General features: G+C 61.1%; 30 protein-coding genes. 20 read left to right on the top strand and 10 right to left on the bottom strand.

Annotation, left to right across the window (positions count from 1 at the left end):
* Nucleotides 1-311: 311 nt before the first annotated feature.
* The gene (locus tag LB577_RS20310; protein WP_013533300.1) at nucleotides 312-527 is read right to left on the bottom strand and encodes a hypothetical protein; all 216 of its coding nucleotides are present in this window, start codon (nucleotides 525-527) and stop codon (nucleotides 312-314) included.
* A complete protein-coding gene (locus LB577_RS20305; RefSeq protein ID WP_318013532.1) occupies nucleotides 524-1108 on the bottom strand; it encodes a hypothetical protein in 585 nt (194 codons plus the stop codon). Before LB577_RS20305 ends, LB577_RS20310 begins: the two co-directional genes overlap by 4 nt.
* A gap of 363 nt (nucleotides 1109-1471) precedes the next feature.
* Here LB577_RS20305 and LB577_RS20300 point away from each other — a divergent pair, with 363 nt between their 5' ends.
* A complete protein-coding gene (locus LB577_RS20300; protein WP_224688055.1) occupies nucleotides 1472-1663 on the top strand; it encodes a hypothetical protein in 192 nt (63 codons plus the stop codon).
* Between the two features lie 108 nt (nucleotides 1664-1771).
* A complete protein-coding gene (locus tag LB577_RS20295; RefSeq protein WP_224688054.1) occupies nucleotides 1772-1960 on the top strand; it encodes a hypothetical protein in 189 nt (62 codons plus the stop codon).
* 269 nt (nucleotides 1961-2229) lie between these two features.
* Here the strand turns inward: LB577_RS20295 and LB577_RS20290 are convergent, their stop codons facing one another.
* On the bottom strand, nucleotides 2230-2469 hold the full coding sequence (locus LB577_RS20290; protein WP_224688053.1) for a hypothetical protein: 240 nt from the start codon (nucleotides 2467-2469) through the stop codon (nucleotides 2230-2232).
* Between the two features lie 559 nt (nucleotides 2470-3028).
* Nucleotides 3029-3379, bottom strand: coding sequence for a hypothetical protein (locus tag LB577_RS20285; protein ID WP_013533296.1), 351 nt, complete (start codon nucleotides 3377-3379; stop codon nucleotides 3029-3031).
* Nucleotides 3380-3578: 199 nt separating this feature from the next.
* Between LB577_RS20285 and LB577_RS20280 the strand changes: the two genes are divergently transcribed.
* The gene (locus LB577_RS20280; protein ID WP_013533295.1) at nucleotides 3579-4202 is read left to right on the top strand and encodes a hypothetical protein; all 624 of its coding nucleotides are present in this window, start codon (nucleotides 3579-3581) and stop codon (nucleotides 4200-4202) included.
* A gap of 374 nt (nucleotides 4203-4576) precedes the next feature.
* On the opposite strand, the gene LB577_RS20275 is transcribed toward LB577_RS20280, so the two are convergent.
* The 6 genes from LB577_RS20275 to LB577_RS20250 form a co-directional block, all read right to left on the bottom strand.
* Nucleotides 4577-4957 (bottom strand): hypothetical protein, encoded by a 381-nt coding sequence (locus LB577_RS20275; protein WP_013533294.1) that lies wholly within the window; start codon nucleotides 4955-4957, stop codon nucleotides 4577-4579.
* A 21-nt stretch (nucleotides 4958-4978) separates the two neighbouring features.
* Nucleotides 4979-5323: a hypothetical protein gene (locus LB577_RS20270; protein WP_224688052.1), complete on the bottom strand. Its 345-nt coding sequence runs from the start codon at nucleotides 5321-5323 to the stop codon at nucleotides 4979-4981.
* A gap of 112 nt (nucleotides 5324-5435) precedes the next feature.
* Nucleotides 5436-6095 (bottom strand): GYF domain-containing protein, encoded by a 660-nt coding sequence (locus LB577_RS20265; RefSeq protein ID WP_224688051.1) that lies wholly within the window; start codon nucleotides 6093-6095, stop codon nucleotides 5436-5438.
* Between the two features lie 100 nt (nucleotides 6096-6195).
* Nucleotides 6196-6459 (bottom strand): hypothetical protein, encoded by a 264-nt coding sequence (locus LB577_RS20260; RefSeq protein WP_041163917.1) that lies wholly within the window; start codon nucleotides 6457-6459, stop codon nucleotides 6196-6198.
* Complete coding sequence (locus LB577_RS20255) at nucleotides 6417-6770, bottom strand: hypothetical protein (RefSeq protein WP_224688050.1); 354 nt, start codon at nucleotides 6768-6770, stop codon at nucleotides 6417-6419. The genes LB577_RS20260 and LB577_RS20255 overlap by 43 nt, the downstream gene beginning before the upstream one ends.
* 15 nt (nucleotides 6771-6785) lie before the next feature.
* Entirely contained in the window at nucleotides 6786-6995 is a 210-nt protein-coding gene (locus tag LB577_RS20250; protein ID WP_013533291.1) for a hypothetical protein, read from the bottom strand.
* A gap of 631 nt (nucleotides 6996-7626) precedes the next feature.
* Between LB577_RS20250 and LB577_RS20245 the strand changes: the two genes are divergently transcribed.
* The 17 genes from LB577_RS20245 (at nucleotide 7627) to trbB (ending at nucleotide 26664) form a co-directional block, all read left to right on the top strand.
* On the top strand, nucleotides 7627-7851 hold the full coding sequence (locus LB577_RS20245) for a hypothetical protein (RefSeq protein ID WP_013533288.1): 225 nt from the start codon (nucleotides 7627-7629) through the stop codon (nucleotides 7849-7851).
* 92 nt (nucleotides 7852-7943) lie between these two features.
* Nucleotides 7944-8144 carry a DUF2076 domain-containing protein gene (locus LB577_RS20240; RefSeq protein ID WP_224688049.1) on the top strand — a complete coding sequence of 67 codons (201 nt, stop codon included), beginning with the start codon at nucleotides 7944-7946 and terminating at the stop codon, nucleotides 8142-8144.
* Between the two features lie 359 nt (nucleotides 8145-8503).
* Nucleotides 8504-8887, top strand: a complete 384-nt coding sequence (locus LB577_RS33315) for a hypothetical protein (RefSeq protein ID WP_318013529.1) — start codon at nucleotides 8504-8506, stop codon at nucleotides 8885-8887.
* Nucleotides 8887-9129: a DUF982 domain-containing protein gene (locus LB577_RS20230; RefSeq protein WP_013533285.1), complete on the top strand. Its 243-nt coding sequence runs from the start codon at nucleotides 8887-8889 to the stop codon at nucleotides 9127-9129. Before LB577_RS33315 ends, LB577_RS20230 begins: the two co-directional genes overlap by 1 nt.
* A gap of 1943 nt (nucleotides 9130-11072) precedes the next feature.
* Nucleotides 11073-11747 carry a DsbA family protein gene (locus tag LB577_RS20220; RefSeq protein ID WP_224688048.1) on the top strand — a complete coding sequence of 225 codons (675 nt, stop codon included), beginning with the start codon at nucleotides 11073-11075 and terminating at the stop codon, nucleotides 11745-11747.
* Nucleotides 11748-12467: 720 nt separating this feature from the next.
* Complete coding sequence (locus LB577_RS20215; RefSeq protein ID WP_224688047.1) at nucleotides 12468-13430, top strand: ArdC family protein; 963 nt, start codon at nucleotides 12468-12470, stop codon at nucleotides 13428-13430.
* A gap of 129 nt (nucleotides 13431-13559) precedes the next feature.
* The gene (locus LB577_RS20210) at nucleotides 13560-13967 is read left to right on the top strand and encodes a DUF2958 domain-containing protein (protein ID WP_224688046.1); all 408 of its coding nucleotides are present in this window, start codon (nucleotides 13560-13562) and stop codon (nucleotides 13965-13967) included.
* An 83-nt stretch (nucleotides 13968-14050) separates the two neighbouring features.
* On the top strand, nucleotides 14051-15778 hold the full coding sequence (locus tag LB577_RS20205; protein WP_224688045.1) for a ParB/RepB/Spo0J family partition protein: 1728 nt from the start codon (nucleotides 14051-14053) through the stop codon (nucleotides 15776-15778).
* A 531-nt stretch (nucleotides 15779-16309) separates the two neighbouring features.
* The gene (locus LB577_RS20200) at nucleotides 16310-16633 is read left to right on the top strand and encodes a DUF736 domain-containing protein (protein WP_013533279.1); all 324 of its coding nucleotides are present in this window, start codon (nucleotides 16310-16312) and stop codon (nucleotides 16631-16633) included.
* 147 nt (nucleotides 16634-16780) lie between these two features.
* Complete coding sequence (locus tag LB577_RS20195; protein WP_224688044.1) at nucleotides 16781-17020, top strand: helix-turn-helix transcriptional regulator; 240 nt, start codon at nucleotides 16781-16783, stop codon at nucleotides 17018-17020.
* The gene (locus tag LB577_RS20190) at nucleotides 17017-17565 is read left to right on the top strand and encodes a S26 family signal peptidase (RefSeq protein ID WP_224688043.1); all 549 of its coding nucleotides are present in this window, start codon (nucleotides 17017-17019) and stop codon (nucleotides 17563-17565) included. The genes LB577_RS20195 and LB577_RS20190 overlap by 4 nt, the downstream gene beginning before the upstream one ends.
* The gene (locus LB577_RS20185; RefSeq protein WP_224688042.1) at nucleotides 17553-18236 is read left to right on the top strand and encodes a lytic transglycosylase domain-containing protein; all 684 of its coding nucleotides are present in this window, start codon (nucleotides 17553-17555) and stop codon (nucleotides 18234-18236) included. Before LB577_RS20190 ends, LB577_RS20185 begins: the two co-directional genes overlap by 13 nt.
* A 179-nt stretch (nucleotides 18237-18415) precedes the next feature.
* Nucleotides 18416-20386 (top strand): relaxase/mobilization nuclease RlxS, encoded by a 1971-nt coding sequence (gene rlxS, locus LB577_RS20180; protein WP_224688041.1) that lies wholly within the window; start codon nucleotides 18416-18418, stop codon nucleotides 20384-20386.
* Nucleotides 20387-21115: 729 nt separating this feature from the next.
* Nucleotides 21116-22939 (top strand): glutamine--fructose-6-phosphate transaminase (isomerizing), encoded by a 1824-nt coding sequence (gene glmS / locus LB577_RS20175; protein ID WP_224688040.1) that lies wholly within the window; start codon nucleotides 21116-21118, stop codon nucleotides 22937-22939.
* A 200-nt stretch (nucleotides 22940-23139) separates the two neighbouring features.
* Nucleotides 23140-25170, top strand: coding sequence for a conjugal transfer protein TraG (locus LB577_RS20170; protein WP_224688084.1), 2031 nt, complete (start codon nucleotides 23140-23142; stop codon nucleotides 25168-25170).
* A 115-nt stretch (nucleotides 25171-25285) separates the two neighbouring features.
* Complete coding sequence (locus tag LB577_RS20165; protein ID WP_224688039.1) at nucleotides 25286-25699, top strand: CopG family transcriptional regulator; 414 nt, start codon at nucleotides 25286-25288, stop codon at nucleotides 25697-25699.
* Nucleotides 25696-26664: a P-type conjugative transfer ATPase TrbB gene (gene trbB / locus LB577_RS20160; protein WP_224688038.1), complete on the top strand. Its 969-nt coding sequence runs from the start codon at nucleotides 25696-25698 to the stop codon at nucleotides 26662-26664. Before LB577_RS20165 ends, trbB begins: the two co-directional genes overlap by 4 nt.
* Nucleotide 26665 lies beyond the last annotated feature (1 nt).

Raw genomic sequence — 26665 nt, 5'->3', positions numbered from 1 at the left:
TGGGGGTCCCTTGGCAATGCGTCGATTGCCACCGGGCGCATAAACTCTTGCGCCGACCTGGAGGAACATGCGTCCGCAGTCGAAGTTCGGAATGCGCTTGGTAAGGAAATCTCCTTGAAACAGCCAAGCAAGGCCCGCCACTGGCTCCGAGACCCGGTGGCGGGCCACCCGCGATTAATCTTTTTCGTAGGGCTGGAACCTGTTTCTGAAATCGAAGTTGGAAATGTGCTTGGTTGAGATTCCCCTCCTCAAATCCAAGCTCTGGTGCAAGTGCAAGGCCCGCCGCTGTAATTGTGTCCTCAGCGGCGGGCTTACTTCGTCAGGCGCTCCACGGTCTCAATGATCGCCTTGGCCAATGCCTCGCCTTCATAGATCGGCTCTGGGCCATAGTAGCCCGTCACCCATTTCTCAGACGGCAGCACACCGGGCGGGCATACCTGCTCAATGGCCATTCGGACGAGCTTCAAGCCTGCGAGTTCGCCAGTGGGCTCGATTGCCACAGGGGGCGATTCGGGCTGCGGTATCATGGTTTCGCCTCGCGGATCGTTCTCAACGTCGCATGGCGCAATTTGTCTTCGCGCTTAAGGGTTTTCACACGTCCGACAAGGCCAGGTTTGATCCATTCGGCGTCTGGTTTGTCGGCTCCCTTCGGTGGCGTGCCTTTCCCCTCCTGCACCTTGGCCCACAGGCGTTCGCGCATGGCTTTGGTCAGGGCGATGTTTGCCGATCCGACATAGCGGCGTTCTGCATCGCGGGTCGCCATCAAGGCGAGTGGGGCCGATCCCGGCTTGCGCTGCACGCCGGCAACCTCAAAGTCGACTTCCTCGTAGCATTTCGTTTTCAGCCACACTTCGGTATCGCCTGACCGATAGACACTGTCCGGCCGCTTCGACACCATGCCCTCCAGGCCCATGCGATCAACCGCGGCGTAGAAGTCGGCCCCGCCGCCATGCACACGATGGCTGTACTGGATCGCGCCCCTGGCAGGCCCGACGAGGCCGAGCAGCTTTTCGCGACGTTCCAGCAAAGGTGCGGGGCGCAGGTTGACCCCGTCCAGATACAGCAGATCGAAGGCGACGAAGATGATCCGATCCGGCGCCCATCGCATCGCGGACCGAAGCGAATGGAAGCCGACACACCCTTCTTGTTAAGGACGATTGCCTCGCCGTCGATGATTGCCGACTTGGGGGAAAGGGTTGCCGCCGCCTCGACAATCGTCTTGTACGTCTATGACCAGTCGTAGCCCCTTCGCGTGATCGCTCGGGCCGTGCCGTTCTCGATTATGATTTGCGTCCGATAGCCATCGTACTTGATTCCGCGAATCCAGTTGTCCCCTGTCGGCGGCACCTCGACAAGCGTGGGAAACATTGGACGGATCAACTTCAGACGCATGAACTGACCCGCAAAACTGCGATTCAATTTAGCACGCGCTAAGATGGTTCCGGAACATTTTAGACGAATTGAATGTTTGATGGCCATGGCGAAGCTATCCGACATTGGACCACCCATTCCCGGCAAGCAGCACGGCGGCCAGCCAGCCGATGAGGACGACAACTTCTATACCTGCCCGACGTGTGGACAGCAGGTCGACATGCGCGACTTGCGGCAGGTGATTTGGCACGAGCAGCCAAAGCACAAGCCGCTCCTTGTCGTCGTCGAATAACGCGCACCTTCTTGAGCAAACGACGACTGAACGTTTCGTACCCGCCTTGCGGCCCCGACTATGCGGATTTAATGATTTCGATTACCATTGCTTTCTTGGGAGGCTGCGATGGAAAGCGCGAATACGAACATGGCGCCCCCTCGGGTCGAGGTGGCCGAGGCCTGCGGAGAATGGTTCGTCCGCATAGTGGCCGACGACGAAGAGCTTACCCGCTCATTCGATTTGGAATCGTTCGCCCTGTCCTACGCGGAAGGCCAGCGGATACGTCTTGGACTTGCCGAGTTCAAGCGGCTGTAGGAAGGACAAGATGCCTCTCTCTGAGAGCCTGCATTCAGTTGAGATGGAATTCCGATGCTCGGAATGCGGATTGGGTTTTGTCAAGCCGGGGCGCTGGTTTAAGTCTGCCGCTCAACATCGTTGCTCCGGTTGCCATCCCCTCACACACCTCACCTATCCGAAGAAATTGGCATTGTTCGACAAATACGCCAAGCTTCCGACGATGGGGATCGGTGGCGAGGAACGATGAGGAGCGACCGTAGCTTCAATAACTTGTCCTCGGGCAACCCTCATGCCCCTTCATCGGTAAGCGGTCTTGGCCGCACAATGCTCAAATCAAACTTGGTTGAAAGGTCGAGCTCCGCTTTGTTGATGGCGGCGGTGGTCATCCGATGGACGGGCGGGATGATTACCATCCGGACGTTTCGTTCAGGCCAGAGCGGCGCCCCGAAAAGCAGGAACACGACTGCCACCAATACGATGACCAACCCGGCTGTAAACGCGTTCGCAATGATATCACCAGGCTGCATACACTCTCCGTGAATGGGTGCCCGCCACGCCAAGGGGGTCGTGGCGGGCAACCAACCGACGATGAGGGGACGATGATCGACGGTCACATTCCCGATGTCGAAGAGGCCGTGTTGTTTCAGAGGCCGGACCTTTGCGCTTCGGCATCGGACTCTAGTCGGGTGCTTGAGGCGGCCCCGCTCGGGACATTGATCGCCACGGCGAAGGCCCGCCACCGATCAGCAATGACGGACCCCTGCCTCGAGACCGCTCGGCTGTAAACCAAGCTTTGAATCGAACTTCGGTCTCGCAGACAGGTTCCTCGATCTCCAAAAATTGAGCTTCAGTGGGTCCGCCCCCACTGGCGGGCAGGGGCGGACCCGGCCGGGGCTTGGGGCCTCGACCGGCAGCGGGCACGCTGCCGCTTGCTCACCTACCTCGGCATATCAGGTTCCACTAATGCACGAAAAAGCCCGCCACCTTTCGGAAGCGGGCAGGGTCCATAGTAGCTGGGATCAACCAGCATAGGTCAACGGGCGGCGGCGGGGTTGGTTGCGAGGCCACCCAGTCGTAGGGGAATGCTTACACCTTGGATTTTCGCCACCCTGCCCACCAGGCTTCCCATTGAGAGCAAAACCAGCGCTCGCCTTTGGCAGGATTGACGATGGTCTCGTTGTAATATCGCTGACCAGGCAGGTGATAGATGCGCTCGCCTGTCTCGACGCTGATATTGCCTTTGATGTTGCAGCCATCCGCCGCGCTGGAGCCGCCTAGCCGATGCACAGTCGGAAGGGGATGCTGCTCACTTTGCGGGATGAAGTAGCTTGCAGCGGAAACACCGTACAGCAGAACCGGAATTAGCGCCCGCTGCTCCAGCAGCGAACGTCTGCGCCTTCTCCTAGGCTGAGAAGCCTTTTGCCCTTGGAGGCCCATACCCCTCTCTCCCCAAGAGAAGAATGCGACTAACGGCGGTTGAAGTCCAGCCGTGACTGCCACAGCCTATTGGGGTTATGCACGTGTGAACGATCTGGACGGTTCTTGTGAACGGCCAGGTCACTATGAACTTGAGCAGGGCACGGAATGGTGCTCTTGCTTGCGCTTGGTCACAACCCGTTGGATCGGCCTTGCATTCATGAGCCAGTTGCTGAGCGCGATCTTCAAGCCCGACGGCCGGGAGGAAGCTGAACGGGCGAAGTTTCTGTCGCGAATGTTCGGCATATTCTCCGAGAAGATTGTCTCGCTTTGGTGTGATGACGAGCGATCGCCTTATCAAGACATCGGGCGCCCTACGATAAAAACAAGCACCACCGATCGGGGCTACACGCTGGACTTCACCCTGCGAGAACGGAAGACCGACGCGGTGTACGTTGCCGAAATGAAGTGCGAGATCGAGTACCAAAGCTTCCGATACTTCATTCTGACGAACGCCGAGCAGCTCAAGCATCACAGAAAGCCGGCTTTCAACGTTTTCCTGCGGTCAGCTCGGCCATCGGAAGACTTGCAGGCATGGGTTTGCAAACAGAAGACGCCTTTCGCTGGCGCAATTCTGATCTGGGGCGCGGTGTCGCCCTCTGGCCGAATGAGCGCAATTCAGGAATTTGGATTGAGAGACGCTCTGTCGCTAGACGAGATGTCCCGCGATCTCATCTCTTGGAAGTGCCAGCGGTATGAGGGCCTGCTCAGTGAGCGCCGAGCTTGGAGCAATCAACTTTTCGATGGACTGCTGAGCTCCGCTTCTGTCGGCGAAGCTGAATAGGGCCGACCATCGATCTGGCCTACTCGCCCGACTATGCTTAGGCTGGATGGAAAGCGCAACGGCAACCCCTACGCAAGTCCTGCATCGGGTGTTGACCTACCTCCTCGCCGTCCATTGAGGATGGCTTCATCAAGGCCATCAGATTTGTTGCGCCAAGACCTTCCACGTCGAGGTTGCCGAGCAGCTCCTGAAGTGGACCAAGCGTGGCCCTAGGTGGCGACAGGCGGTGGGAACCTGTATGGCCGCAATTGAAGGTATGTGCCCCCTCAGGATGCCCGTAGGGCGTTCGAGGCGGCGGCCAAGGAAGAGCGGATGCTCGCATTGCCCTAACGTCAAGCATGAAAGGCCGGCTAGGGACCCTTCAAAACAGCCCACTATTTGGTGGAGGGGTATCGCTTCGTCAGAAAGTTCTGAAGCTCGTCGCGACTATTGAAGTGCTCAAACCCATCTGAGCTATGGAGGATGTAGCCCCCGCCTGTCGTCTCTTCTATCTTCATGCCTTGATAGTTGAAGGTCGCTTTGACATGGGGTGGCAATCCCTGCGTCTGGGGCTTTCCCAATTGGGCATCCGCCGAGCCTGGACTTGCTGTTGCTTGTCCACTCATGCCGCCAGCGAGCTGCCGGTCCACAGATGAGAGGAAATCCCGGATCTCGCCCAAGCGGGAAAGGATCATGATCATCCAGAGTACCACGAGGATGGAGACGATGATGTTGACGAAAAAGTAAATTCGAATGAAATCGCCAGCGAAATCCATTCCATGCCCCCAAATTAGGCCTCAAACGCCGACGCTCGGCGCTCGCGGGTGAGGTGCCCAAACCGACCATAGCCAGTCGAGTATCGATAACCTCGTATCCATGACGTAATCGCCGGCCCATGACCAGAAGTACAGGCTCAGGCAAATGTTGAGCGCGGCCACCGCATAAAGCCATCTCCTCTGCTCGTTGTCGGATTTGTTGGTGTAGAGCGCCACCAAAATTGCAAGCGTCGGCGGTACCACAAGAAATGGAATGATGCTCAGGACCCATGCCAACATCGAAACCGGATCGCTTCTAATGCTAGCCAAGATTGGAGACAGCCTCTTCAATCCCGCCTGCTTGGCATCCTGAACCGCCAATTCCAACGATAGGACTGCGCCACAAGTCGGACAGGTGCTGACCCCGCCAAGGGTTTCGCCAAAGCAAGACGGGCACGAGCCTGTTGCGGACCTCAAATTCCTATGATCCGAAGCCACATCAACCTCTCGTGGAGATCGGCGAGGCCCCGGCGAGAAGCATGTGATAGCGGAGGTTCATCGCTTTTGCAGTCTTGTAAGCGTCGACTGCAGACCAAATCATAATGATCCATCCCAGAAAGACAAACCAGAGCGCTATTGTGAGGACAAACATGAGAATGCCCTTACCTATCTGGCCGTTGTAGAATTGCCCGAGACCGCAGATGAGAAGCGATAGGATGAGCGCAACGCCAGCCGATTTGTTGGCTGCGGTGCCGTCCAGGAGGACACTCGCAACGCCATAGCCCGGCTGAGGTCCGATGTTGTTTGTCACTTGGACAATGGTGGCACCCTCGGCAGCACTGACCCGGCTGTCCGAATTTGTCCGAGCAGGTGGTAGGGGTGTAACTCTAACGTGTTCGAATAATTGTCCGAGAACATGGTCGTCTTTGGCAGCCTTCCAAGCCGTCCCGCCGACGGGGACTACCTGTGTATTCTCAGTTATTCGTCCCTCCTTCGCGAAACTGCGAAGTTCATGGCCGGTGTAGGGACCATAATTCTGAGCCTCAATGTTCAGATGCCAAGAACCATCCAAAGGATGCGGCGGAACGTTGGAAACTGAGTTCGAAATTTCTCCTGCCGCGCTAGGCAGCGTAGACTTTGGCCCTAATTGTTCTGTCATAATTCCCCCCTAAGCCCCTTTAACATTTTTATCAGGGAGGCCTCAAAAAGCAATGCGCATTTCAGGGCGTTGCTACTATGCCAGTGTAAAGAGAGAAAGTTTACTCCATGTCCGGCACGTCGCCGCCGATAAAGAGGGTCGTCGGCTCCCCGTATTCACCAAGCGAAGGGTTGGCATCACGCGACCACGCAATGACGCCGGTATGCTTCCCCGCTAGACCCTTCGCGGTCCTAATCGCCCGATCCTCCGTCTGCCGTTCGGCAGGCCCAAAAACGGGCTGAAGGTCCCCAGTCTCATCGCGGTCGAAGGCGGTGACGACGATCAACTTCGGTGCTTTCTGCTGTGGGAACAAATTATCTGATATGCAATCTTTCCGTTCGGCCAAGCCCCGATGAGAGGTGAGGGCTCAGGCTCATTGGGAAAGAGCGCCGTCGTGCCGATTATGGGCATCATCGAAGACTCCAGCTCGGGCGCTGTCTGCTTAGCCTTTAGGTGCGTGATTTCCTCATCGCGTCTGGCAATTCTGCTTTCCAGATTGGCGATGCGCTCAGTCAGCAAATACCGCTCGACAGCAAACCCACCGCCTGCGAACAGCACGGCAAACGTGGCAAAGGCTGCCGGGTTGGCCACTACCAGCGCAGAGTTGCTTCCAATGAAAGCGATAAGGTCATGCATTGAGCGACGCCACTTTCATCCCAACACAGGCGGTGTAGGGTCAAAGCTGATCGCCACGAGCCCCGGATACCTGTGAGCGAGGGCAATGATTTGGGTCTCAAGCTCGCAGTTGTGGGCCATAAGCGCCTTCACGGTCTCAAGAGGGCTTTCGTAGCGGGCGATAAGCTTCTCCGCTTCGAAGTGCAATTCCGCTTTCGATTCAGCGTCTAGGTGCATCGTGGCCATTGCGGTCCCTCCTAGCGTGTCGCGCGGCGTGGTGCAGTGATCGCGTCAAGGCGGTCCTGAAGGTGCCCGTTGAGGATGATCATTTCCTTGAGGGCCTTCATCAAGTCGCCCTTGTGTACGGCAACGAATTTTTCTCGGCGACGGCTTGAAGGGCAGCCTCTTGCCGGCTGTCCAGGGTCACAATGAGGTCCATCTGAACGTCTCCTAATGTCTCGTACCAACAGGGATCTGGGACAGGATATCTTTGCGCAAACAGGAACGCGAGATGGAAGACAACAAACTTGGCAATGGCGGAAGCGTCGTTGAGATCGTCATGATCGTCGTCCTCCTCTTGGTATCCATCGGCCTCGTCATAATCGTCGCGACTGGAATGCCTTGAACATCCCGCCCTGGAATGCCTTGAACATCCCGCCCTGGAATGCCTCGACGTAAGGAGAAGTGTGGGGCTTGGTTGCGACCTCGCCGCCCCGTGTGTGGTGGATCGAGAGGGGACGGGGGGTCTAGGCGCGGGCCAGTTATCCGATCAGCCGCTCAGATTTTTTTACCAAATATTCCGATCCCATAATGTGATTTGGTTTTTCAGCAGGTCCTCCCAATATTGTCGCTGAGAGGGGATTGGGAGGTCACGCGGATGGAACGCTTGTTGAAGTCCGACGACGTCATACAGCAAGCCATAGACCAGGCCATTCAGGGCGAAATCGTCTCCCTTAAGAAGGCCGTCGCGTTTATCCGAACGAAGCGCCCTGACCTTAAGGACGAGCTGGACGAATTGGGCAACGACAACCCACTGTGTGAAAAGGTGGTCCAAATAGCTGCAAGAACTGGAAAGGGCGTTCTCTTCGACCTGCACGATTAGCCCTCCGGGTACATGGCCACTTTGGGCTTTGGTCCGAGTTGACATTTACCTGACCCGCTCGAATGATCCGGACAAATGGGCAGGGGGATCACATGCCAGTAACACGCATCGCGAACGGCACCTTCGAACCGGAGGAACTGTCCCTCCTCCAGGGGCTGTTCGATATGCTCTGTGAGGTGCGCGGGATGGACCGCGAAAGCCCTGAAGCTACGACGGCTGCGGAACGCCTGATTGCACGTTACAAAACAGGCCTTCGCGGCGATGATCTTTTCCAATCGGTGGCGGCGGAGTAGCTGCTGCTCCAATCTCTTCAGGCAGTCCTGTTCTTCGGGAACCATTAAGGTCACCAAAGGTTTGGCTCGGTGCTAACCGTGCGGGCCGACCATGGAAGAGCTTTCTCCCGAGCAACAGCAGGCTACATCGCGTCTCATTCGGACGTGGATTACTTCAGAGACACTGCGCCATCAAATCCGCCAACTGCTGAACCTCCCAGCAGATTGGGATATGACCGAGGAGCATCGGTCCATGCTTGACGAGTTGGATCGGAAGCACAACGTATCGCCCCATGGAGCCAAGGTACGAACTGAAACGTGCCCCCAAGGGGAGCCAATCGGACCATAAGTTATAGGCGCCAAACTCATGGGGACTCCCTATGGCGAAGCGCGACAAAGCCGGCCACAAGACTGTTGCCGACTCTCTTCAGGAACTCATACGAAACGAGGACAACCGCCGTCAGGTTCGGAAAGCCTTCAGGTTGGAAGTTGAACCTGAGCTGCCGCCAACTCTAGCCTCATTGCTCGACGCCATTGAAGTGGCTCATCAGGAAACCCTAATTACCCTGATGAGGCAGTTGAGGTACGACCTGAGGAGAGACCAAGACGGGACCTGGACGGTGTTCGACGTGTTCACCGGGCAGCCGGTTTCGCCTGATGGTTGGCCAGCGATAGGCCTCAATAGGGAATATGCCGACGATCTGGTCGACCTACTGAATGCCGAAGACCTCAAGTGCAGGCTCTCCCACCGTAGGTTCATCTGATGGAACTCCATTGGTTCAGCCCTGTGGTCCCCGTCAGAACCGAGAAGGTCGGCATCACGCTGGGCGTCAGCAACGTCGAGACTGCTGCTGAGGAACTCATGAAGTGGCCCGAGAGGGGACCGAAGTGGAACAAGGCGGTGCAGCTCTGCATCGACTGTTTCGAGGACCGAGCGTCACCCCAAGATGTCCAGAAGGCCTTCGAGGAGGCTGCTAAGGAGCAGGGGATGCTTCGGTCTTTGTAGGAAAGGAAAGACCCGCCACCGGAGGGAACAGGCAGCGGGCTCTTTGAGCGGCTACATCCGAGGATCGACCGCTTCGGATGGTTAACTCGCATCACACACGATCGTTCCGAGTAAGTTCCTCGCTGCTCTGGGGGGTCCCATGTCCGTCACGTTTATCCCTCAGGCAGCCCCGCGAGTTCTCCCTGCTGGAGGTTGAGGGCGCACTGGGACACGTTGCGTTGCTTCCCGCCGAGTGGTTGAGTGCCTATTCACACCAAGCCGGCTGCCTAGTAATGTGATTGGGGGAATGGGGCAGCGGAAATGCAGCCTGAGGACGATCTGAAGTCCCGTATCGAGGCTGCATTGGTTCGCGGCCACTTCACCCAATGGCAGCGCCAATTCCTGCTCGACATGCGTGACCGATTGGTGAAGTACGGCCCGCGCACGCGGCTGAGCGCGAAGCAATGGGCAAAGCTTTACGAGATCATAGGCCCCGCGCCGCCAAACGCCAACGCATCGCCACAATCTCGCTCGGATAGGCCCCCATCGTCCCCGCGATGGCAAACGCGCCGCTGGCGAAGCCCACTCGCCCGCGAAGCTCGTTATTTGGCAGCCAGGTTTGCTAGAACCTTTGGGATCGCTTTGGCTCTGATCGTTGGCTCCTTAATCTACTCCTTCATCATTAGGGGTGGTCACGTTACCTGGCCCAGCATGCCATCCTTCGCGAGGTCCGGCGGATCGGAGTGGGTGCCGCTTGCCAGAACCCAGTTCACGATAACGGATGGCGATACTATTCGGCTCAATGGTGCCGCGAAGGGAACCCGGCTTGTCGGCTTTAACGCGCCCGAAAGCATCGAGCCAAGGTGCGACTCTGAGAGAGACCTTGGGCGTCGAGCGAAGGCGCGCCTCAAAGAGTTGGTTGCTGAGGCGAAGCTGGAGCTGAAGATGGTCCCATGTTCCTGCCCAGCAGGCACTGAGGGCACCGACAAGTGCAACTACGGCCGACGCTGTGGCTTGCTCTTTGCCGATGGTCGCGATGTTGGCGACGTGTTGGTGTCAGAGGGTTTGGCTGTGTCGTTCGTCTGCGGCTCGACGAGCTGTCCACCGACGCCTCGCCCTTGGTGTGGATAAGGCGTCCTGAACCCTGAGACGGCCTCGGTTGCTTTGAGCGCTTTGCCAGCTCCACGGGCTGTGCGGGATGGCATGTTCGAGATGCACGTCTGCAACCCGCAAACCTGAGACCTCGGCGAGGCGACATCCAGTCCCTTTAAGAATGCGCCAAATGTGCTGGAGGTCGGTCTTGGCGTGTGACACAAGGCGGGCCGAGATGGCGGCAGCCTCATCCAATGTGAAAGATCGGCGCTTGTCTTTGTCCGGCTCAGCCTTGTCCTTGGGCGCAGCCTCTACCCCGCAGTGTATCTCGCGGTGTATCTCTGGGGAATGGAAACCCTTGGAGTCCTTGGGTTTCAAGGCATTTCTGGAATAAGTGGCTCCCCGGGCCGGAGATGAACTAGCGCTTGCAAAGCGAGCCACAGTGGAGGACTCGGCTGCCGTTCGAGTTTTGTGGCCGCGCTCTGTGAAATTTCCCAGACCTATTTTCTGCAAAGTGCACAGGAAGCGCCGACAAATCCCCCGCCAATTGTTTGAACGGTTCCCGACCTTATGTCGCGAAACCGCCGCCGGTTGCGCCATCTTATGGTGCGCCCGTCGAGCGAGGCCACCCAGCCTACGAAGTCAGCTGTGAGCCACAGTTGTGAGCCACAGTGATGTTCAATGCACGACGGCCCACGCTTTCCGCAGCGCAGCGCTGCGTGAGCTCCTGCTGCGGGCGGCGATGGCACGGGAATTGCGACACGGGGGGTGCGGCGCTTGACCGGAGAGCCGCGACGGGAGAAGCGCCGCAACGTGCCGGGGGTGCCGGCGCCGCGGGCGTCCTGCCGTTCATGTTTGATTGGAGCCCACCCATGTCCAGGCTGAATGCCGCCCTTGTCACAGTAATCGTTTTGTTGGCCCTCGCTTTGTTCGCGCTGGGAGCGCTGAAACAACATCTGGATACGGCCGAGGACCTGCAATGTGTGGAGGACCAACGCCTGATAGCGGCTGACTTGCGCATACGCATTCCACAGCGGCGCGACGCCCTCCTCAACGACCCAGCCTCGCCAATTGCGGGCAATCCGGATGGCGACACCGCTGTGGTCTCGTTCTTCGACTACAACTGCGGCGTTTGCCGGGCGGCAACTCTCGATCTACAGGAGGCCCTCAGCAATGATCCCAATGTGAAGCTTGTGTTCAAGGAACTCCCAGTCCTGGGGCCAGAATCCAAATTTGCAGCGCGCGCAGCGCTCGCGTCGCACAAACAGGGGAAGTATCAGGCGTTCCATCTCGCCCTCATGGCTTTCCCTGGCTTCCTCAACCAGCGCACCACCTTAGCCGTTGCAGAGCGGGTGGGCCTCGATCTCGAGCAGCTGAAGCGGGACATGCAAGACCCAGCCATCGCAAATGCCATCACACGCAATTTCGCACTCGCCAAAGATCTGTACATCGAGGGCACACCGGCGTTGGTGGTCGGCGACGAAGTAATCCCAGGGGAAGTGGGGATGGCCCGACTGCAACGCTCCATTGCTGATGCCCGCGCCTAGGCGAAGGTACGATCTTCGACAGCTGCAAAAGTGCCATTCCGACCGAGGGTCTCGGGATCGTCTTTGGGGAGCTGGGGTTTTGATGTGCTCCTGAGCGCCTTCTTCGCGTTTGGCTTCTTGACCAGACCGTAACGCGGGGCGCGAGCGCGACGCCGAACATGGCGCCGTCTCCCGGCGTGCGCTATCACCCAAGATTCCGGGGGCCGCGATCTCGCTCCTGGACGCACTCTCCGTTACGCGGCAAGGGGCGCCGAGAGGTGGAAATTCACGGCTCTGCGGCGTCGACCATATCCACGCGTCCGGGCGCAAGAATCGATGGTTATGACATCAGCTGCGGTGCCGATCACCAGTCCTGAATCCCGCGCGCCGGCAGGCGCGCGCCGGGTGCTCGTGCACCGAGCCCGCTTTTCTTCGCAAGGCTCAGGCGGTCTCGGCCATCCGGCTTCGCCCCCTGGCTTGGGCAGCCTTTCGGCTGCGCACGGCCGCCGGCCGATTGGCCGGCGTGGTCTGTCTTTAGGCCGTCCCCGGGTGCGCGCGGTGGGCGGCTCTCCCTTCTAGGCCCGCCGCGGCATCCCGCAACCCTTCGCTGCGCTTCGGGTCCTCCTCTGCGTTCCGGTCCTTCGGATGCGGTCCGCCTTTCACGGCGGGCCTTTGCGGTCGTTTTCGCCGCCCACCCCGCTTCCGGGGGAGGGCGCGATTTGGCGAGCGGAGGACCACGGCATGCGTTCAACCAACAACCGTTCCGGCAGCCGAAAGGCTGGCGCAAACAGGGGCGGGCGCTCAGGCGCCAGCCTTTATCAAGAGATCACGGACCGCATCATTGCCGAGCTCGAGCGCGGCACCGTGCCATGGGTCAAGCCCTGGGGAAGCGCAAAGGCAGGCCTCGGCCTGCCCAGGAATGCGGCCACCGAGCGCCGCTATTCCGGCATCAATATCCTGATCCTGTGGGGCGCGGTCATCGAGCGCAGCTATGCCAGCCAGAACTGGCTGACCTTCCGGCAGGCGCTTGCCCTTGGCGGCAATGTCAGGAAAGGCGAGCGCGGAACGACCATCGTTCACGCCGACCGCTTTGTTCCGCAAAACGAAAAGGAACGCGCCAACGCCGATGGCGACGAACCACAGGCAGTGCCTTACCTGAAGCGCTTCACCGTCTTCAATGTCGCGCAGTGCGAGAACCTGCCCGAACATCTCCATGCCGCCGCCGATCCGCTGCCGCAGCGCCAGATCATCCCGCAGGCCGAGGCGCTCATTCGTGCAACCGGCGCGGATGTCCGCATCGGCGGCGATCGCGCTTTCTACATGCCGGGCAGCGACTTCATTCAGGTGCCGCCGCAACCGACCTTCTTTCAGCAGATCAACTATTACCGGACCTGCTTTCACGAGCTTGGCCACTGGACCGGCCACCCGACGCGCCTTGCGCGCGACCTCTCCGGCTCGTTCGGCTCCAAGGCCTATGCCCGCGAGGAACTGGTCGCTGAAATCTGCGCAGCCTTCGTCTGCAGCACTATGGGCATCGAGCCGACCGTGCGCCATGCCGATTATATCGGCTCGTGGCTGAGCGTGCTGCGCGAGGACAATCGCGCCATCTTCCGCGCCGCCAGCCATGCCTCGAAAGCCGCCGATCTCCTGCTCGGCTCCAATGCCGAGGTCGAAGGCGAGGCGCATGCCGAGATCGCCGCATGAGCGCGCTTCTCGCCCTACGCGAGAGCCTTGCGCTTCTGACGGCGCGCGATGCGGCCGCGCGGCGCACAGCCGCTCGCCTCGGCGTGTTTGTCAACTCGCTCTCAAGCACCGTTCTGAAGGAACTCAGCAATGATCCTGATCACCGACGAACTGCGCCTTCTTCTGCTCGCCAATGGCGCTGCCGCGACCGAAACCGACCATGTTCCGGTCGTGAAACTGTTCAATCCGGTCGGCGCCGCCACCTGGCTCCTGGGCGATCTCGACGCCGATGGCGATACACTCTTCGGCCTCTGTGATCTCGGATTGGGCTTCCCCGAACTCGGCAGCGTCAGCCTTGCCGAGCTCCAGGCCGTCAAGGGACCACTTGGCCTCGGCATCGAGCGTGACCTTTATTTCAAGGCGCGGTTTCCGCTCTCGGTCTATGCCGAAGCCGCTCGCCTATGCGGCCACATCACCGAGGCCGAACGGCTCTTGCGGCAGGCCGCCGCCCTCTCGCTTTCCCTTCCCGAGCTTCCGCCCGACCCGGCGGAACAATAGCGCCATCCGGCGCAAAACCGCCGCGCCGCTCGGCCTGCGGCCTCGCGGTCAGGCAATTTCGGCCATTGCAAAGGAGAAAGACCATGCAGCTTGCCCACGTTTCCATCGACCGATTGAGCGTCGCTGCCGCCAACATGCGGCATTCCAAACGCGCGCCCGACATTTCCGACATCCTGCCCTCGGTGCGCGCGCGCGGCGTCCTTGTTCCGCTTCTGGTGCGGCCCAACGGCTCGCCCGACACCTTCGAGATCGTCGCCGGACGGCGACGCTATTTCGCAGCCAAGACCCTTGCCGACGAGCGCGGCGAGGCCGAGCCGCTGCCATGCGCCATCATGGAGGATGGCGACGACGCCGACGCGCTCGAAGCCTCCCTCATCGAAAACATCGCCCGCCTCGATCCCGACGAGGTCTCGCAATGGGAAACCTTTTCCCGCCTCATCAAGGAAGGTCGCACCATTGCCGATATCGCGGCCACTTTCGGCCTTACCGAGCATCAGGTGAAGCGCATTCTGGCGCTTGGCGAGCTTCTGCCCAGGATTCGCGAAGCCTATCGCCGCGAGGAAATCGATGCCGAGACGGTCCGCCACCTCACCATGGCCTCGAAGGCGCAGCAGAAGGACTGGCTGGCGCTCTTTGCCGATCCCGACAACCGCGCGCCGCGCGGCTGGCAATTGAAGCAATGGCTGTTCGGCGGCCAGTCGATCTCGACCAGGGTGGCGCTGTTTGCCATCGAGGACTATCCCGGCCTGATCGTCTCCGATCTGTTCGGCGAGGAAAGCTATTTTGCCGACGCCGACCTGTTCTGGCTCAAGCAGAACGAGGCGATAGCCGCCAGACGCGATGCCTATCTTGAGGCCGGATGGAGCGAAGTGATCGTGCTCGAACCGGGTCAACATTTCCACGCATGGGACCACGAAAAGACGCCGAAGAAGAAGGGCGGCAAGGTCTTTATATCAGTCTCGCATCGCGGCGAGGTCGGGTGTCACGAGGGCTGGCTGTCGCGCAAGGAAGCCTGCCGCGCCCGCGATCAAAGCGAGGCCGCAGTGGCCGAGACCCCGGACAAACCCTCGCGGCCCGAACTCACCGGACCGATGCAGAACTATGTCGATCTGCACCGCCATGCCATCGTGCGCTTGGCGCTCCTTGACCGTCCGGCCGCAGCCCTTCGCCTGATGGTGGCACATGCGATCGCCGGCTCCAGCCTGTGGCAGGTGCGCACCGAGCCGCAGCGCGCCGCCAACGAGATCGTGGCGGCAAGCCTGTCAGCCTGCAAGGCCGAGGCCACCTTCACGGATAAGCGGCGTGAGGTCCTGGCGCTGCTTGGCGAACCGGACGAGGGTGGCGCGGTGGCTGGCGGCAATGGCGGAGACTTCGGCACGGCACGCCTGTTTGCGCATCTCCTGACGCTGTCCGACGACGATGTGATGCGCGTTCTCGGCATCGTCATGGCTGAGACGCTCGAAGCCGGCAGCGCCGTCATCGAGGCGCTCGGCAATCATCTCAATGTCGACACTGCCGCTTGCTGGCAACCGGACGGCGCCTTCTTCGACCTGTTGCGCGACAGGGAAATTGCCAATTCCATGCTTGCCGAAATCGGCGGCAAGCATGTCGCGGACGGCAATGTCGCCGAGAAGGTGAAGAAGCAAAAGACGATCATCCGCGACTTTCTGTGCGGCGGCAACGGCAGGCAAAAGGTCGAGACCTGGCTGCCCCGCTGGATGAAATTCCCGGTCGAAAGCTACACGGATCGAGGCGGCTTGCGCACCGCCGATCAATGGGCGCGGGTCCGCTCACTGTTCGACTGCCAATAGACGTCAGGCTGGGCGGGGGCCTCCGAAGAGGCCGCCGCTCGGCATCGTACCCCGGTCGCAATGGCCGCATTTTCGTGACCTTTGCCGCCGCCTTCCCGCGGCAGAATCCAGCCGGGCAAACCACCTTAATCCCGCGGCTCGATCAGCCCGTCGGAGCCTGCTCCGGCGCCCGACCCCTGGGCACGATCTCAATCGGCACGGCACGGCATCAGCCGCAGTCCTCCAATTCCCGCCTCTCCTGGCTTGGCTGCAGCGACCGCGCTTGCCACGAACTCCATGCTCCCTCCAGGACCATCCCCTGCGGCTGGCTTGTCGACCTATGGACGGGTCCGGCCGCCCGAAACCCTCGCCAGCAGCTTTTTTCCCCGCCGCCTGCGGCGGCTTCCTCGCGCCGCTCCGCTTCAAAAAAGCCGCCGGCTCGGGTCCTCCGCTGGCGCTGCGGCCCTGTCGGGTTCAGGCGCTCCGGACGCGTCCATCACGGTCCGCCATCGCAGGGGATGGTCCCCGGCGACAGCAAAAGGAGACTTCGAAATGACCGCGATCGGTTACGTCAACAAGCAGGAAAACGGCGCCTACAAGGGCCAGCTCAAGACCCTCAGCGTCCGCGCCGACATCGACATCATCCCCAACCAGGCCAAGAGCGCCGACAATCATCCCGACTACCGGGTGCTGACGCAAGGGGTCGAAGTTGGCGCCGGCTGGATCCGCACCGGTGAGACGTCAGGCAAGGATTATGTGAGCCTGTCGATTGCAGCGCCGGAGTTCGGGCCACGCAAGCTCTACGCCAATCTGGGCCGCGCCGCCGGCCAGGACGATGACGACACCTACGCCATCATCTGGAATCCGGCCGACTGATCGGACCCATCATCAGAGCCCCGCGCCCCAGCCGGCGCGGGGCTTTTGCCGAGGAGCGGCGAAAACTCGCCCCCAACTCTTCGCCCGTCCCCAAGACGACCTCGCCCGCCCATCCTCGCCTGGCTCGCAAGCCAAACGAGGATCATCATGGACAACGAAAACGAACGCGCCGCCCGCGCCAAAAAGGGCAGTCCGTTTCTCAACACAGCCCAAGCCGCCTTCTACATAGGGCTCTCCCAGCGCACGCTGGAAAAAATGCGGCTCAACGGCGGCGGCCCGAAATTCCGCAAGCATGGCCGCTACGTCCGCTACCACATCGATGAGCTCGACGACTGGTCGAAAGGCCGCCAGAACCACACCCTTTCCAACGATGGAGGCCGCTCATGAGCCGGCCTCCTGCCATCCGTCTGACCGGCAGCCGCCTGCGCCGTGTCCTGGCGACAAAGGCGATCGCCGGGACCACGATTGCCCTTGGCCTGATTGCCTTCGGCCCCCTTGCAAACCCGTCGCCCTTCCTGGTCTGGAACGCCTCGGCGAGCGCGCCGGTCGGCCTCTATCGCGTCGTCGCGGGAGCGCCCGCACGCGGCGACCTGGTGCTCGCCGGCGCACCGGATGCCATTGCCGGCCTCGCTGCCGAACGCGGCTATCTCCCGAACGGCGTTCCCCTTGTAAAGCACATTGCCGCGCTGCCGCACGAACGTGTCTGCGCCTTCAACGAGGCGATCATCATCGGCGGCAAGATCGTCGCACAGCGGCTCGCAACCGACACCCAAGGCCGTCCGCTGCCATGGTGGAGCGGCTGCCGCGCGCTCGCTGACGACGAATTCTTCGTGCTGAACGGCGAGGCACCGCGCTCTTTCGACAGCCGCTATTTCGGGCCGGTCCGAACCGCAAGCATCATCGGGAGGCTCGCGCCGCTATGGACCGAGTAGCCCTCCTGATGCTTGGCATGATCGCTGTCGCGCCATGCGCCTGTTCCGCCTCGACCGGCGCTGAGCCGGTCGCCATCTCCCAAAGTCCGCAACTTCGAAGGTGGCATGAGTTCACAGGCGAAGCAAGCAAGCGTTTCCGTGTTCCCGAGGCCTGGATTTACGCGGTGATCGATGCCGAAAGCAGGGGCAAGACTATGCTCCACGGCCGGCCGATCACCTCGCGCGCGGGTGCCATGGGCCTCATGCAGGTGATGCCGGAAACCTATGAGGACATGCGTGCGCAATACGGACTAGGCGCCGATCCCCACGATCCGCGCGACAACATTCTGGCCGGCACTGCCTATCTTCGGGCCATGTATGACCGCTTCGGGTTCCCCGGTCTGTTTGCCGCTTACAACGCCGGACCCGAGCGCTACGAGGCGCATCTGAAGCGCGGCACGCGGCTGCCGAAAGAGACCGTCGATTACCTCAAGCAGCTCGGGGCGGCCGGAGTTTCGGCAACCGACATCGAGCAGTTCAAGGGCAAATCTGTCGCTCCAGGCAGGCAAAATGCACCCTCGGGGCGCTCGCTGTTTTTCCCGCAAAATGGTGATCGCGCCGGCGCGCGAAACGGCGATCTCTTCGTGCCGCTGGGAAGCGACGTCGCACAGGTCAAGGAGCCGGAACGCTAGCAAAGGGGGGCCGGACGCGTCCGAAGGGGTGGGGCGCGGAAGGCAAGATAAAGGCACCCCCTCCAAGAGGCGGCGAAGTGTTTGTCTGCACATCGTTTTTGCCGGAGGCACCCTCCAGCGTCAGGAGAGCTTTGGAGCGCAAATGGCTGATTCGACTCTGTTCCAGGCGCAGGCCAAGCATGCGGGATGACGAGTTCAGACCGAAGCTCGGGAAGATTGGATCGCGTGGTTCGAAGGCCGGCAAACGCTTTGCCGGCCAGGTCCGGGCCGCGATCAACCGAGCTGGTGGCCGGCCCCAGCGTGGTGGCCGCTTCGCGGGCAGCCGGATAGGCCGGGGTGGGGCGACGGCCGCGCTGTTGAAATCACGCGATCGCCATGCAGCCTTCCGCCAGCGCCGGGTCGTCGTCAAGGCGCGTGTCGTCAAGCTGGCCGGCAAGAGCGCGGACGGGGCGCGTGCGCATCTGCGCTACATCCAGCGCGACGGCGTCACCCGGGACGGCGCGCCTGGCCAGCTCTATGGCGCCGACAGCGATCGCGTCGCCGGCAAGGACTTCCTCGACCGTGCCGATGGCGATCGCCATCAATTCCGCTTCATCGTCGCACCCGAGGACGGCATCGAATTCGACGACCTCAAGCCACTGACGCGGCGGCTCATGGCACAGATAGAGGAGGATCTCGGCACGAAGCTCGACTGGGTTGCCGTGGACCATTTCAATACCGGCCATCCGCACACCCACATCATCGTGCGTGGCAAGGACGATCGCGGCGAGAATCTCGTCATAGCGCGCGAATACATCTCGAGCGGCATCCGCGAGCGCGCTGCCGAGCTGGTCAGCCTCGATCTCGGTCCGCGCACCGACCACGAGATCGAGCACCGCCTGCGTCAGGAAATGCAGCAGGAACGCTTCACCAGCATCGACCGCCGCCTGCTGCAGCTGCGTGACGAGAGTGGGCTCGTGTCACCGGATAGCCGCGACGCGTTTCGACAGACCTTGCATCAGGGGCGCCTGCGCAAGCTCGAGCGCATGGATCTGGCCGAAGAGATCGCCCCGCGCCGCTGGCGGCTCGATGACGGGCTTGAAGCGACGCTGCGCCGCATCGGCGAACGCGGCGACATCATCAAGACCTTGCATCGCGAACTGACGGGCAGGGGGATCTCCCGCAGTGTCGCCGACTGCGTGATCCAAGATGGATCGGGCGAGCAGCCCGCCCCTGTCGTCGGCCGCGTTGTCGCGCGCGGGCTGGCCGACGAGCTCAGCGACCGGCATTACCTCATCGTCGACGGTGTGGATGGCAAAACCCGATACATCGACATCGGCAAAGGCGAGGCGACAGAGCCGACGCCCGACGGCTGCATCGTGCGTGTCGCGCCGAGGAACACAGAGCGCAGGCTGGTTGACCGCACGGTGGCCGAAATCGCGGCTGCCCATCACGGCCGCTACAACATCGACATTCATCTGAAGCACGATCCGACCTCCACCGACCGCTTCGCCGAAACACATGTGCGCCGGCTGGAGGCAATCCGGCGCGCTACCGGGGGCGTCGAGCGCGAGCCCGATGGCACCTGGATCATCGCGCCGGATCATCTCGATCGTGTAGCCGCCTACGAGCGCCAGCAGGCCAGGACCCAGCCTGTCACGGTCGACAAGCTCTCTTCGATGCCGCTGGAGCGGCAGGTTGGCTTTGACGGCGCGACCTGGATCGACAGCCAGCTTGTCTCCGAGGCATCAGAGAGGTTACGCAACTCGGGCTTCGGCCGTGAGATGCAGGAGGCGCGGAGCCGCCGACAGCAGTGGCTGATCGCGCAGGGCCTTGCCGATCAGGAGCAGGATCGGATCGTCTATCGCGCCAACATGATTTCGATCCTCCGCCAGCGGGAGTTGAACCGTGTTGCCGGTCAACTGTCGGAAGAGCTTGGCCTGTCCTATGCCGAAACGCGGCCCGGTCATCGCGTAGAGGGCACGCTCCGCCGGTCAGTTGAACTCGCCAGCGGCAAATATGCCGTTATCGAGAAATCGCGCGAGTTCACGCTCGTACCATGGCGGCCGGTGCTCGAGCGGCACATCGGCAAAGAGGTTTCCGGCCTGGTGCAGCGCGAGGGCATCTCTTGGAACATCGGTCGGCAAAGGAGTGGGCCCAACGTTTCGTGACCTGCGCAGCCATACGAACGCGGTCTGCCTTCGATCGGCCCGGGCAAGACTTCGACAAGGTGCTCCGAGCCTGCTTGCATCGGCAGCGAAAAATGGGGCTGATAGCCACCCGATTCGCATCGGCATCGATCTTTGATGCACGATCCCAAATCGACTGACGCAGACGAAGCGAATGCGCTGGGCAGCAGAGGAAGGTAGCAAAGCAAATGATCCTTAGGGCCATCGGCAGAGCCTGGCATTCGGCCTTGTCTAAGATCGACACAGCCCGGTTGCGGCGGCAGCGTCGGCAACTCGGCGACGTTGCCACGGCTGAATTTCAGCGGCCGAAACTCCGCACCGCCGAACACTCCGCGACTAAGTCGGCCACCGGACGATCCTCTCCGCGACACGCGGCGGTCCCCAAGATGGACAGCTTGCAGGGACAATCTGCGCGGCCGCGCAGGTCGAAAAAGCACTGAACATGGCCGCAAATTGCGCCAAACGCTGGCGAATTGACAGCTTACTAACTCTCCGAGACGGGTGAGCTGAGGTCAGGAGACCTGCAGAGCCGAGATCAACGATCCGTCTCGCCGGATGTCAAAAGACATGCTCGCCTATCCGCTGGCTGGATGGCAGCTATCCCAAAAATCGATTTTACCTGTTTTGCAGAATTCTACTACGGAGGCTGAGCGCTTGGCGCGTTCCCTTCGGGCCGACTGAGGCTACTGGGAAGAATTCGGAGACGAAGTCATGTGCGGGATTGTTGGCATTGTCGGGCATCAGCCGGTGTCGGAGCGGTTGGTCGACGCGTTGAAGCGGCTCGAATATCGCGGCTATGACTCAGCCGGCCTTGCCACCATTTGCGAGGGCTCGCTGCACTCCCGGCGCGCGAAGGGCAAGCTTGTCGACCTCGAGAGAAGGTTGAAGGAAGAGCCGCTGAGTGGGATCGTCGGCATCGCACATACACGTTGGGCGACCCATGGCGCACCCACCGAGCGCAACGCCCACCCGCACATTGCCGAGGGTGTGGCCGTGGTTCACAACGGCATCATCGAGAATTTCGCCGAGTTGAAGGATGAACTCGCGGCGGCGGGCGCCGAGTTCCAGACCGATACCGACACCGAGGTTGTCGTACATCTCTTGGCACGATACCGCCGTGAGGGCATGGGGAGGGGTGAGGCAATGCATGCCATGCTGAAGCGCGTCAGGGGTGCCTATGCGCTTGCTGTTCTCTTTGAGGATGATCCGTCCACCATCATGGCGGCGCGCAATGGACCCCCATTGGCGATCGGTCATGGCGACGGCGAGATGTTCCTGGGCTCCGACGCCATCGCGCTTGCTCCCTTCACAAATGCGGTCACGTATCTCGTCGACGGCGACTGGGCCGTTATCGGCAAGACAGGAGTCGACATCTTCAATTTCGATGGCCATCCCGTCGAGCGTCCGCGCCAGACTTCCCTTGCCGGGGCATATCTGGCTGATAAGGGCAAGTATCGCCATTTCATGGAGAAGGAAATTCATGAGCAGCCCGAGGTTGTCGCCCGTGCGCTCGGTTATCACACCAGCTTCGAAGGGAATCGCGCCGACACGCCGTCTTGCATGGATTTCGCCGGCATCCCGAGCCTGGCGATCTCGGCTTGCGGCACCGCCTATCTGGCTGGACTGATCGCGAAATACTGGTTCGAGCGCTATGCGCGCCTGCCGGTCGAAATCGACGTCGCGTCCGAATTCCGCTACCGGGAGATCCCGTTGCCGCCGCAGTCGGCGGCTCTTTTCATTTCGCAGTCCGGTGAAACCGCCGACACGCTCGCATCCCTGAGATACTGCAAGGCGCGTGGGCTGAAGACCGGCGCTGTCGTCAACAGCCGGGAATCGAGCATTGCGCGGGAGGCCGACGCCGTCTTCCCGATCTTCGCCGGCCCGGAGATCGGCGTTGCCTCCACCAAGGCGTTCACCTGCCAGCTTGTGGCTCTAGCCACACTCGCCATTGGCGCTGCCAGGGCCCGTGGAACGGCAACGCAAGATGAGGCAAAGGCGCTCGTCACGAGTCTTGCCGAAATGCCGGGCGTCATGGGCCGGGTCCTGAACAGCATCATGCCAGATGTCGAGCTCCTATCGCGCGAACTGTCAAAATGCCATGACGTCCTGTATATCGGCCGCGGCACCAGTTTCCCACTGGCAATGGAAGGTGCGCTGAAGCTCAAGGAGATATCCTACATCCATGCCGAGGGATATGCGGCTGGTGAATTGAAGCATGGTCCGCTCGCACTGGTCGACGAAAACATGCCAGTGATCGTCATCGCGCCACATGATCGCTTTTTTGACAAGACCGTCTCGAACATGCAGGAAGCGGCCGCCAGAGGCGGTCGGATTATCCTCATCACGGATGAGAAAGGGGCCGCTGCTTCGAAACTCGACACGATGCACACGATCGTGCTGCCGGTAGTCGACGAGATTATCGCGCCAATGATCTTTGCGCTGCCGATACAGCTTCTTGCGTATCACACGGCGGTCTTGATGGGCAAAGATGTCGACCAGCCGCGCAATCTCGCAAAATCGGTTACCGTCGAATGATGGTCACGGCCCTTCGATAGAAATGCACTTCGGCTGAACGAGCAGTCGGACGGTATCGTCGAGGCCTTAATAGCTCCGGCTAATCCTTGTGACGAGCCCGGCGCTGCTCCTCATCGCACCTGGTCGTGCGTAGTGTGCATTTCAGTTCACATCGCGGCGCGCGATGCTTGCCCCGGTGTTCGAAACAGCGGAGCAAGCCAATGACGCCCACGAAGTTGCTGATTGGGCAGATCGTCGTCGTATTCGCAATCGTCATGCTCGGCGTGTGGACGGCCACGCAGTGGTGCGCGCACATGCTGGGCCATCAGCCGCCACTCGGCGCGCCGTGGTTTGTTGCGGCTGGCTGGCCGATCTACAAGCCGTGGAAACTGTTTGAATGGTGGTACCATTTTGACGCCTATGCGCCCGAGGTCTTCGATAAGGCCGGTGCGCTCGCCGGCGCGAGTGGGTTCGTGGGCTGTGCCGCCGCCATCGGCGGTTCGCTGTGGCGCGCGCGACAGCTCGGATCGGTGACGACCTATGGCTCGTCAAGGTGGGCAACGACTCAGGAGATCGTGACGGCAGGGCTGTTTCGGCCGGCCGGGGTTTTCCTAGGCAAGCTGAAGGATCGCTATCTGCGCCATGACGGGCCCGAGCACGTCATGGCCTTTGCCCCAACACGTTCAGGCAAGGGCGTCGGACTGGTTGTTCCAACTCTTCTGTCCTGGACCGGTTCGGCGGTCATTCATGATATCAAAGGCGAGAATTGGCAGTTGACCTCCGGCTGGCGGTCGAAATTCTCCTATTGCCTTCTATTCAATCCGACGGATCCTAGGTCGGCGCGCTATAACCCGCTGCTTGAGGTACGAAAGGGTCCACAAGAGGTCCGCGATGTTCAGAACATCGCCGACATCCTGGTAGATCCGGAAGGCGCGCTGGACCGCCGGAATCACTGGGAAAAGACAAGTCATTCCCTCCTCGTCGGCGCCGTTTTGCACGTGCTCTATGCCGAAGAGGAAAAGACGCTTGCCCGCGTCGCCACTTTCCTGTCGGACCCGCAACGTTCCTTTTCCGCGACGCTGCAGCGGATGATGACCACCAACCACCTGGGCACGCCCGACAAGCCTGAGGTCCATCCGGTCGTGGCCTCGGCGGCACGTGAGCTGCTGAACAAATCGGAAAACGAGCGTTCGGGTGTTTTGTCGACCGCCATGTCATTTCTCGGGCTCTATCGCGACCCGACGGTCGCGGCGGCAACATCGACCTGCGACTGGCGCATTGTCGATCTCATGGATGCCGAGCGACCGATATCGCTCTACCTGGTCGTGCCGCCGTCGGACATCTCGCGCACCAAGCCCTTGGTGCGCCTGATCCTGAACCAGATCGGCAGACGCCTGACCGAGCGCCTTGAGGGCGATCCAAGCAGGAGTCGCAAACATCGACTCCTCATGATGCTCGACGAATTCCCGGCGCTCGGCCGGTTAGATTTCTTCGAGACCGCGCTCGCCTTCATGGCCGGCTATGGCATTCGCGCATACCTGATCGCGCAATCATTGAACCAGATATCCAAGGCCTATGGCGAGAACAGTGCCATTCTCGACAACTGCCACGTGCGTATTGCCTTTTCCTCCAATGACGAACGCACCGCCAAGCGCATTTCGGATGCGCTCGGCACCGCAACGGAGCTTAGATCGATGCGCAACTATGCCGGCCACCGGCTGGCGCCCTGGCTGTCGCACGTCATGGTCAGCCGGCAGGAAACGGCCCGACCGCTGCTCACTCCTGGCGAGGTGATGCAGCTGCCCCAAACCGACGAGCTGGTGCTGATTTCAGGGCTGCCGCCGTTGCGCGTCCAGAAGCTGCGCTATTATGAGGACCGGAATTTTACCGAACGCGTGCTACCTTCCCCGGTGCTGCGGGACAGCCCTTACGCAGACCGTCCGGCTTCCCGCACGGACGACTGGACTGGACGGGTGCGCAGCGTTGACGGTCGTCTGGCTGCAGGCGACGAAATTGCCGACGCGGCGATCGGGGACGAGGGCGGCGTCCAGCAGCAGCGCCATCCAGCTCTACCGGAAGATCAAATCGTGCTTTCTCAAGAAGCTGAGCAGGACGATCTCTTCAAGTCTGTTGACGATGATAGCGAGCCGGTCGCCGACAAACGTGTCATGGATCGGATTTCGACGGCGGCCCGCGCCTACGGCATCAATGAGGGAAGGGGCGACGACAAGGACATCGTGCCCGGCTTCTGAACGCTGCTTCCTGACGGCGTACCTCAGCGTAGATAAGGGCGATAAGCGTTTTTGGGCATCTGGCGGATGCTTGTTCCCGTGCCGGCGGGCAGCGCTGGCAGTTGGAACAAGCCACATGAAGCCCCGCCGCATTCGTCACCAATTTCTGCTTGAGTTCGAGTTAAGCGAGAAGCTGGACAAACTCAGTCGTGATCCTTCGACCACCAAATCGGCGATCGTCGCCAAGGCAGTAGAAGCCTTCATCGAGCGGCGTGGCGAGAACGAGCTCGACCAACGATACGGGGTAAGGCTCGACCGTCTTTCTCGCGACCTCGCTCATGTCAGGCGCGACGCCGAGATGACGATGGAGAGCCTGGCGCTCTTTATCCGCTTCTCGATCACGCTTCACGCCCACACGCCGGCCCCGGACAGGGTAACGCAGGCCATCGGCCAGGAGCGCTTCGACAAATTTGTCGAGCAGGTCGGCCGGCAGATCGCTTCCGGGAAGCGGTCGCTTGGCAAAGACAATGGCGGGGGAGAGGAAGGGTGAACTCTCATCCGGAAGCCGATCATCGCCGCCGCGCGATGCTGCGCACCGCCATGGGCCCGGCGATCACCAAAGCGCTTTCAGACCCATCGATCATCGAGGTGATGGTCAATCCCGACGGAGCACTGCGGATCGATCGGCTCGGGGAAGGCTTGTTCGACACAGGCGTGCACATCCATCCTACCGAGGCGGAGCGCATTGTCCGCCTCGTCGCTTCCCACGTGCGCGCCGAAGCGCATGCGGATAATCCGATCGTAAGCGCCGAACTGCCCTCGGGCGAGCGGTTCGAAGGCCTGCTGCCACCTGTGGTGTTGGCGCCATGCTTTGCCATTCGCAAGCCCGCCGCAAAGCTCTACAGCCTGGCCGATTATGTCGCCGACGGGGTCATGCTGCCGCTGCAGGCTGATGCGTTGAAGAAAGCCGTCCGCGAGCAGCGCAACATCCTGGTCGCGGGCGGCACCTCATCGGGCAAGACAACCCTTGCCAATGCGCTGCTGGCCGTGGTCGCCGACTGCCACGAGCGGGTGATCCTGATCGAGGATACGCGCGAACTTCAATGCGCAGCAAAAGACTGCGTTGCGCTGAGGACCAGGCGTGGTTCTGTCACGCTCGCCGATCTCGTGCGTTCGACACTGCGCCTCAGACCCGATCGCATCATCGTCGGCGAGATCAGAGGCGCGGAAGCGCTCGACATGCTGAAGGCATGGAACACTGGTCACCCAGGGGGCATCGCCACCGTTCATGCGAACTCGGCGCGGTCCGCCCTCTACCGCATCGAGCAGCTCGCACAGGAAGCCGTGGTCACCGTTCCCCGCCGGCTCATCGCCGAGGCGATAGACCTGATCGTCTTCATCGCCGGCCGCGGATCCTCGCGCCGCATCGAGACGATCGCCGAGGTCACTGGCCTCGACGGCAGTGGCGACTACGCCGTCACCCAGCTCACGCTTCCGCAACTCCAGCAACTCTGAA

Source organism: Mesorhizobium sp. B283B1A (assembly GCF_020165735.1).
Classification (GTDB): domain Bacteria; phylum Pseudomonadota; class Alphaproteobacteria; order Rhizobiales; family Rhizobiaceae; genus Mesorhizobium; species Mesorhizobium opportunistum.
The sequence above is the reverse complement of the archived record's forward strand: the minus strand, read 5'-3'. Positions and strand labels throughout refer to the sequence as shown.

Coding starts and splice junctions, on each gene's coding strand:
- LB577_RS20310 (WP_013533300.1), bottom strand. CDS start 527: ATGATACCGCAGCCCGAATCGCCCCCTGTGGCAATCGAGCCCACTGGC.
- LB577_RS20305 (WP_318013532.1), bottom strand. CDS start 1,108: ATGCGATGGGCGCCGGATCGGATCATCTTCGTCGCCTTCGATCTGCTG.
- LB577_RS20300 (WP_224688055.1), top strand. CDS start 1,472: ATGGCCATGGCGAAGCTATCCGACATTGGACCACCCATTCCCGGCAAG.
- LB577_RS20295 (WP_224688054.1), top strand. CDS start 1,772: ATGGAAAGCGCGAATACGAACATGGCGCCCCCTCGGGTCGAGGTGGCC.
- LB577_RS20290 (WP_224688053.1), bottom strand. CDS start 2,469: ATGCAGCCTGGTGATATCATTGCGAACGCGTTTACAGCCGGGTTGGTC.
- LB577_RS20285 (WP_013533296.1), bottom strand. CDS start 3,379: ATGGGCCTCCAAGGGCAAAAGGCTTCTCAGCCTAGGAGAAGGCGCAGA.
- LB577_RS20280 (WP_013533295.1), top strand. CDS start 3,579: ATGAGCCAGTTGCTGAGCGCGATCTTCAAGCCCGACGGCCGGGAGGAA.
- LB577_RS20275 (WP_013533294.1), bottom strand. CDS start 4,957: ATGGATTTCGCTGGCGATTTCATTCGAATTTACTTTTTCGTCAACATC.
- LB577_RS20265 (WP_224688051.1), bottom strand. CDS start 6,095: ATGACAGAACAATTAGGGCCAAAGTCTACGCTGCCTAGCGCGGCAGGA.
- LB577_RS20255 (WP_224688050.1), bottom strand. CDS start 6,770: ATGCATGACCTTATCGCTTTCATTGGAAGCAACTCTGCGCTGGTAGTG.
- LB577_RS20250 (WP_013533291.1), bottom strand. CDS start 6,995: ATGGCCACGATGCACCTAGACGCTGAATCGAAAGCGGAATTGCACTTC.
- LB577_RS20245 (WP_013533288.1), top strand. CDS start 7,627: ATGGAACGCTTGTTGAAGTCCGACGACGTCATACAGCAAGCCATAGAC.
- LB577_RS20240 (WP_224688049.1), top strand. CDS start 7,944: ATGCCAGTAACACGCATCGCGAACGGCACCTTCGAACCGGAGGAACTG.
- LB577_RS33315 (WP_318013529.1), top strand. CDS start 8,504: ATGGCGAAGCGCGACAAAGCCGGCCACAAGACTGTTGCCGACTCTCTT.
- LB577_RS20230 (WP_013533285.1), top strand. CDS start 8,887: ATGGAACTCCATTGGTTCAGCCCTGTGGTCCCCGTCAGAACCGAGAAG.
- LB577_RS20220 (WP_224688048.1), top strand. CDS start 11,073: ATGTCCAGGCTGAATGCCGCCCTTGTCACAGTAATCGTTTTGTTGGCC.
- LB577_RS20215 (WP_224688047.1), top strand. CDS start 12,468: ATGCGTTCAACCAACAACCGTTCCGGCAGCCGAAAGGCTGGCGCAAAC.
- LB577_RS20210 (WP_224688046.1), top strand. CDS start 13,560: ATGATCCTGATCACCGACGAACTGCGCCTTCTTCTGCTCGCCAATGGC.
- LB577_RS20205 (WP_224688045.1), top strand. CDS start 14,051: ATGCAGCTTGCCCACGTTTCCATCGACCGATTGAGCGTCGCTGCCGCC.
- LB577_RS20200 (WP_013533279.1), top strand. CDS start 16,310: ATGACCGCGATCGGTTACGTCAACAAGCAGGAAAACGGCGCCTACAAG.
- LB577_RS20195 (WP_224688044.1), top strand. CDS start 16,781: ATGGACAACGAAAACGAACGCGCCGCCCGCGCCAAAAAGGGCAGTCCG.
- LB577_RS20190 (WP_224688043.1), top strand. CDS start 17,017: ATGAGCCGGCCTCCTGCCATCCGTCTGACCGGCAGCCGCCTGCGCCGT.
- LB577_RS20185 (WP_224688042.1), top strand. CDS start 17,553: ATGGACCGAGTAGCCCTCCTGATGCTTGGCATGATCGCTGTCGCGCCA.
- rlxS (WP_224688041.1), top strand. CDS start 18,416: ATGCGGGATGACGAGTTCAGACCGAAGCTCGGGAAGATTGGATCGCGT.
- glmS (WP_224688040.1), top strand. CDS start 21,116: ATGTGCGGGATTGTTGGCATTGTCGGGCATCAGCCGGTGTCGGAGCGG.
- LB577_RS20170 (WP_224688084.1), top strand. CDS start 23,140: ATGACGCCCACGAAGTTGCTGATTGGGCAGATCGTCGTCGTATTCGCA.
- LB577_RS20165 (WP_224688039.1), top strand. CDS start 25,286: ATGAAGCCCCGCCGCATTCGTCACCAATTTCTGCTTGAGTTCGAGTTA.